Raw genomic sequence first — 5,072 nt, forward strand, 5'->3', positions numbered from 1 at the left:
TCGAGACCTCAGGGTGCAACGGCTTCCCCAGAAAACGCTGTTACTTTACAGTGTTGAGCAAGTTTGCTGCTCACTATTAATATACAAGGGTGCATTTTATGCACCGAACAGTTCTCAAACCAAGCAACGTTGAGCATGCCTGGTTGGCCCGGTTTCAGGGCTTTTCTGCCTCAAACAATATGGCCTGCATCGGATAACGTGTGGGATTCGAGCCAAACTCTCTGACCAGCGCCTGCGTCAGTGCTTCGGCGATTTCTTCGGGCGTGACGTCGCCGCCACGCTCGTTTATTTCAAAGATAAGCGGACTGAAAATCAACGCCCGCGCGAATGCAGCCACATCCTCAATATCGTATTCCCGCTGCTGGACCGAGATAGCGATTTGCCCAAAACCGGAGCGAATCAGCTGCTCCTTGAGCGGATCGATTGCGTGGCAGGCAACCGGATCAAACAGGAATCTGGGCGTATCCGACGGAAAAAATTGCTTGAGTACCTCGAAACTCAAACTCGCGAACGGGTTGTAGTGCTCCGAGTCCCAAACGCTGAACAAATACCGTCCGCCGCTTCTGAGTGATCGATGCACTTCGCGGAATGCCGTCTCCTTATCGAAGAACATCACTCCGAACTGGCAGACTACCGCGTCGAATGCCTCATCATCGAAAGGCAGCGCCGTGGCATCCGCCAGCTGGAACGTGACCTGCTCATGTGGTGCAAATTTTGTACGGGCGACATTCAGCATATCGTCGCTGATGTCGATTGCAGTCAGCTGTGCCTCCTGTGCCAGCGCATTGCGGAGTTGCCGGGTGACGATACCCGTCCCTGCGGCGACTTCGAGTACGTCACTGAGCGATCTCTCGGCAGCCCGCCGTGCGATATCGGCGCCATAGTGTTGGAAAAGTACGGGACCAAGATGCTGGTCGTAAGGAATGGCGACATCGCCCACATAACCTGCCATAAATGATTCTCCAGTAAATATAAATAAAAAAACACAAAAATGAATTCAATCGCCTATTTGGGTCAATTTGCTGAGCAAAACTAACCCGAATCAAGCAATTCAATGGATGAATCGGGTTGGATATCGAATTTGATAACATTCGGCTCGTCGGTATTGGCCGAGATGCCTTCGTCTGGTTTGATTATTGTCATTGCGGCCAGCAATCCGTTGTGTCTGGATTGTCTGCTTGAGAAGAATGTTATCGTCGTCGCTGTTTATGGCTTGATTTTAGCCAGATTAGTTCCTTTCCTCTAAAACCACTTTATTTTCGACGCTTTTGTGTGCGACCTATCAGTGCATTGAGACTCCGGATATTAACGTATACCGAATTTTTGCCAGTGTGTAGACGGAAATAGGCTGTTTGAAAAAATTACAGCCGGATGCTGGCAACCAACGGTCGATGATCGGAAGCCACTCTTGCCAGGGGCGTTTCATGTACCGACAAGTTGCATGAAAATTGTCCTGGCGCGATCCAAATTCTATCCAATGCCAGGCATGGCCAACAGGCTGGATAAGTTTGCAAATTTGGTTGTGGAGAAAAATGGCGGCGTAGCCAGCGTAGCGGTCTTCCCCAGAGAAACCACTCATTCAGGTCTCCCATCAGTACGTCTATATCCGGCATCTGGGAAGAAATCATATTTAGCAGGTGTTTGACTTGATGACGACGTTCAGCGGGTCGCAACCCCAGGTGCGTGGCGACCACTTGCAGCGTAAATTGACCCACCTGGAACCGAGCCTGAATGGCTCCACGAGGCTCGTGGCGATGAAAACTCAGATCGATGCGTTTGATTTCTTTTGCAGGCAGGCGGGTCAGGATTGCATTGCCATAATGCCGGGTGTCTCGTAACAGTGTCGGTCCGGCAATCGGTTGATATCCGTTTGCTTCAGCAAGGTAGTCCAATAAATCGAGATTGGCGACGATATGGTGGTCAACTTCCTGCAAAGCGATAATATCGGCGTCAAGCTCGCGCAATACCGCTGATGTGCGTTGTGGATTAAAATAACCATCCATGCCAATACAGGCATGGATATTGTAAGTCGCGAGATTCAGCACGGCAGGTAATTGCATGCACTATCGAGCTTTATCGGGAGTTGTCAGAAAAATCTTTGTCGAGTCGCTTCTTCAGCATAAACAGAACCAGTGCAATGCTGCCAACAAAAATAACAAAACTTATTATCGCATCGGGTTCCGGATTATCGATTGCACTGACCAATAATTCCACAAACAGAAAAATAATCAAGATTCCTGGCAACATGCCCAGCAGCGTGCCCAGGATGAGATTTTTCAAATACAGATGGGTTGCGCCTGCTACCAGATTAATTATTGCAAATGGCGCAACAGGAACAAGCCGTACCCGAATGACCGCCATCAGACCATTCTTGATCAACTGCCTACTTAAACGGTTAAGCCGGTGCCCCGCTAATTGTGTCACTGTTTTGCGGCCCAGAAAATAACCGGCCGCATAACCCATCAACGTGCTTAGCAAAGCGCCACTTATTGTATAAAAAATACCGGGCCAGAAATCAAAAAAAACAGCGACTAAAATGACCAATAATGTAACAGGTACCGCCAGTAGACCAGCAAGCGCAAATCCAAGAGTGGTCACAAAGAGTGAAAGTGGCTGACTGACATCGATCACTTCTCGCTGCAGGGCAATCCAATCACCCAGTACACTCCATTTCCATAGCCCTGCAGTGAATACCGCTGTTGACAATACCATAACGGTAGTAATTAATTGTTTGCGAATAGACTTCGACTCTTCGACAGGAATGAATTCTTCTGCTAGCGCATCCATTTCTGTGGGCCGTTCTGGATCGATGTAATCGGAATCAGGCAGTATTTCTTCTGTAAGTTCTTCAACTTTGCAGTCAAGTATCGACAAGGTACGTGGAAAATTCTGCCGGGTATCGATCAGTTTCAACAATGATCCCTGTCTTGCCAATTCGCTTTTCAACTCCCCTTCGCTGAGATCGAAATGCTCACTTAGCAAACGCGACCGGAAGGCACGAATCGCTTCTTGCTGTGCAGTATTATCAGCTTCAATTGCCAAGTCGCACTCACTATCCAGCCCCATTGAGCGGTTGCTCAAATTTGCTGAACCTATCCTCAAGAAATCATCATCCACTATCATTAGTTTGCTATGCAAACCAATGTACGCTTCGCCAAGTGCTTGATGGCGCGGATAACAGATACGTAACCGGTTGTGTTGATCAGCATCGCGCAGTTTCTGTGTGACACGATACCGCAGCACATCCATGGTGTGCTGTTCCAGCCAGCCCCCAGTTCTAAGCGGTTGCACCAGGACAACTTCGGGACCATCGGGCTCCGTGAGCCGGGAAGCCAGTATTTTTGCGATCTTTCCTGCTGTGAAATACTGGTTCTCAATATAAATGAGCCGCTTCGCGGCGGAAATGCTGTCAATGTACAGGGATTCCACTTCCCTTTTTTCGGGCGTATTGTTAAACGCGGGAACCGTTCGGGCAATCGCTACCTTTACCTGGCTGAATAACGCTTCGACATGTTCCGGCCATAGATTATTCGCATCAGAAATTGGAGCAGCGGATAGTTGTTCCCCGGTCGCCTGCAGCCATCTTGCCCGTGCCAACTCTGCAAGCGCTTTGGCAGCCTCTCCCTCGACCAGCATTTGCATATCATGAAACGGAGGGTAGGCTTTGTTATTGGGATCTATACGCCTGCTATCCTTGGGTGCGTGAGCAGAACTGTCCCAGCGGTGCTTACCCAAATCGATTCCGCCACAAAAAGCGATTTTGTCATCGATAATGACCAGTTTCTGATGTTGTGAGCCGCCAAACGGACAGTGTGCATCCAGCTCATAATGCAATCGAGATTGTTTTTTCCAACCAGACCAGTAAATCGGTATCCATTCACGTTCGAGTGCATAAAGCATGGCCCAGTCCCAGTTAAGAATATAAACCTCTAATCCAGGGCGCTGTTTGAGCAGGGTGTTGATAAGCTCGCCCAGCTCGGTCGGTAGCTGAGTGGGCTGCTCTTCACGTAACAGGCGTACTCTGCTGTCCATATCCCAGGCCAGAATATAGATTGCATGCCGCGCTCGCTGCATGACTTCATGCAACGCTCTGAAATAATCTTCTCCGTCCACCAGTATGGAAACTTTGGTGGCATCAGCCACTCGCCAGCAATTGTGACCGGAATGGATAATCCTGTTGTGCTTCATACGTGAGACTCCACACGGATTTATTGAATATAGCAGCATTGGTTGAGTCAGAAGCGCAGCTCGATTCCCAGCGGAGCAGAATTAATTCGCGTGCACAATCAAGCCGGAGTACGTAATAAATGACCCATATTGCACCCCTCCCGAATACTGCAACAAAGATTCCGAGAAGAAAACTATTTGCACTTTTAGAATAGACCAAAGCTTGTTGATCTGCAGCGTAAATAGGATTGGGGATATCGAATAACTCTCACAATAGTTGGTTTAGCTGATCCTGTGCTGCGCTTCATGAGTATTTCGTAATGATTTCAGGCATGGGAGAGCTTGATGCAGAGTCACCATTTATCGCCAGATATACCTTCTATCATCTATCTCTGGATGCTTCGTGCACTCGTTCCATTGGGTGGCTACCAGGCATTTGCTGACAGGCTAAACTATTCGTCCAATGAAAATATCGCAAAGGCATTGGGCTTTATCGATAACAAGTTGATTGAATTATTCGAGTCTCAGCCTAAAGCCATTCTGGCGCATTTATGCAAGTTGCATCAGGTTGCCGAACATGAATGGCGGGATGCCAAAGTGCCGCCTTGTCTTGGCAGCAATATTGCCCGGCTATCGGAGCTGTTGGAGTTGTCGGAGACGGATTGCCGTATTCTCGAATTCGCGGTAATGGTCAATAACGAGAGTCTACTCGACGATGCAACCGAAACCTTGGGTGACCTTTCACCTTCGCGGCTTTACCGTGTCCTGGCCATTTTGCTTGGACTGCCCGAGCGGGAGATTAAGAATTCGGGCTCGTCAGCAGAATCTGTGGGCGACATCCGGTTCAGGTAGCGCGCCAAGTGCATGATATAATGCGATTTCTGCGCCATGAAAGGTTCGAAATC

The 5,072-nt window shown here is 48.8% G+C and carries 4 protein-coding genes; 1 reads left to right on the top strand and 3 read right to left on the bottom strand.

Translation table 11 applies throughout. The annotated features are described in order from the left end of the window. Positions 1–154: 154 nt before the first annotated feature. The 3 genes from BLV85_RS14140 to BLV85_RS14150 form a co-directional block, all read right to left on the bottom strand. Positions 155–952, bottom strand: a complete 798-nt coding sequence (locus BLV85_RS14140; RefSeq protein ID WP_090415867.1) for a class I SAM-dependent methyltransferase — start codon at positions 950–952, stop codon at positions 155–157. Between the two features lie 409 nt (positions 953–1,361). Then, on the bottom strand, positions 1,362–2,060 hold the full coding sequence (locus BLV85_RS14145; RefSeq protein ID WP_090415868.1) for an endonuclease/exonuclease/phosphatase family protein: 699 nt from the start codon (positions 2,058–2,060) through the stop codon (positions 1,362–1,364). 13 nt (positions 2,061–2,073) lie between these two features. Then, complete coding sequence (locus BLV85_RS14150; RefSeq protein WP_090415869.1) at positions 2,074–4,188, bottom strand: VTT domain-containing protein; 2,115 nt, start codon at positions 4,186–4,188, stop codon at positions 2,074–2,076. Between the two features lie 324 nt (positions 4,189–4,512). Between BLV85_RS14150 and BLV85_RS14155 the strand changes: the two genes are divergently transcribed. Next, entirely contained in the window at positions 4,513–5,019 is a 507-nt protein-coding gene (locus BLV85_RS14155) for a hypothetical protein (RefSeq protein ID WP_090415870.1), read from the top strand. Positions 5,020–5,072: the final 53 nt, after the last annotated feature.

Source organism: Nitrosomonas halophila (assembly GCF_900107165.1).
Taxonomy (GTDB): Bacteria; Pseudomonadota; Gammaproteobacteria; order Burkholderiales; family Nitrosomonadaceae; genus Nitrosomonas; species Nitrosomonas halophila.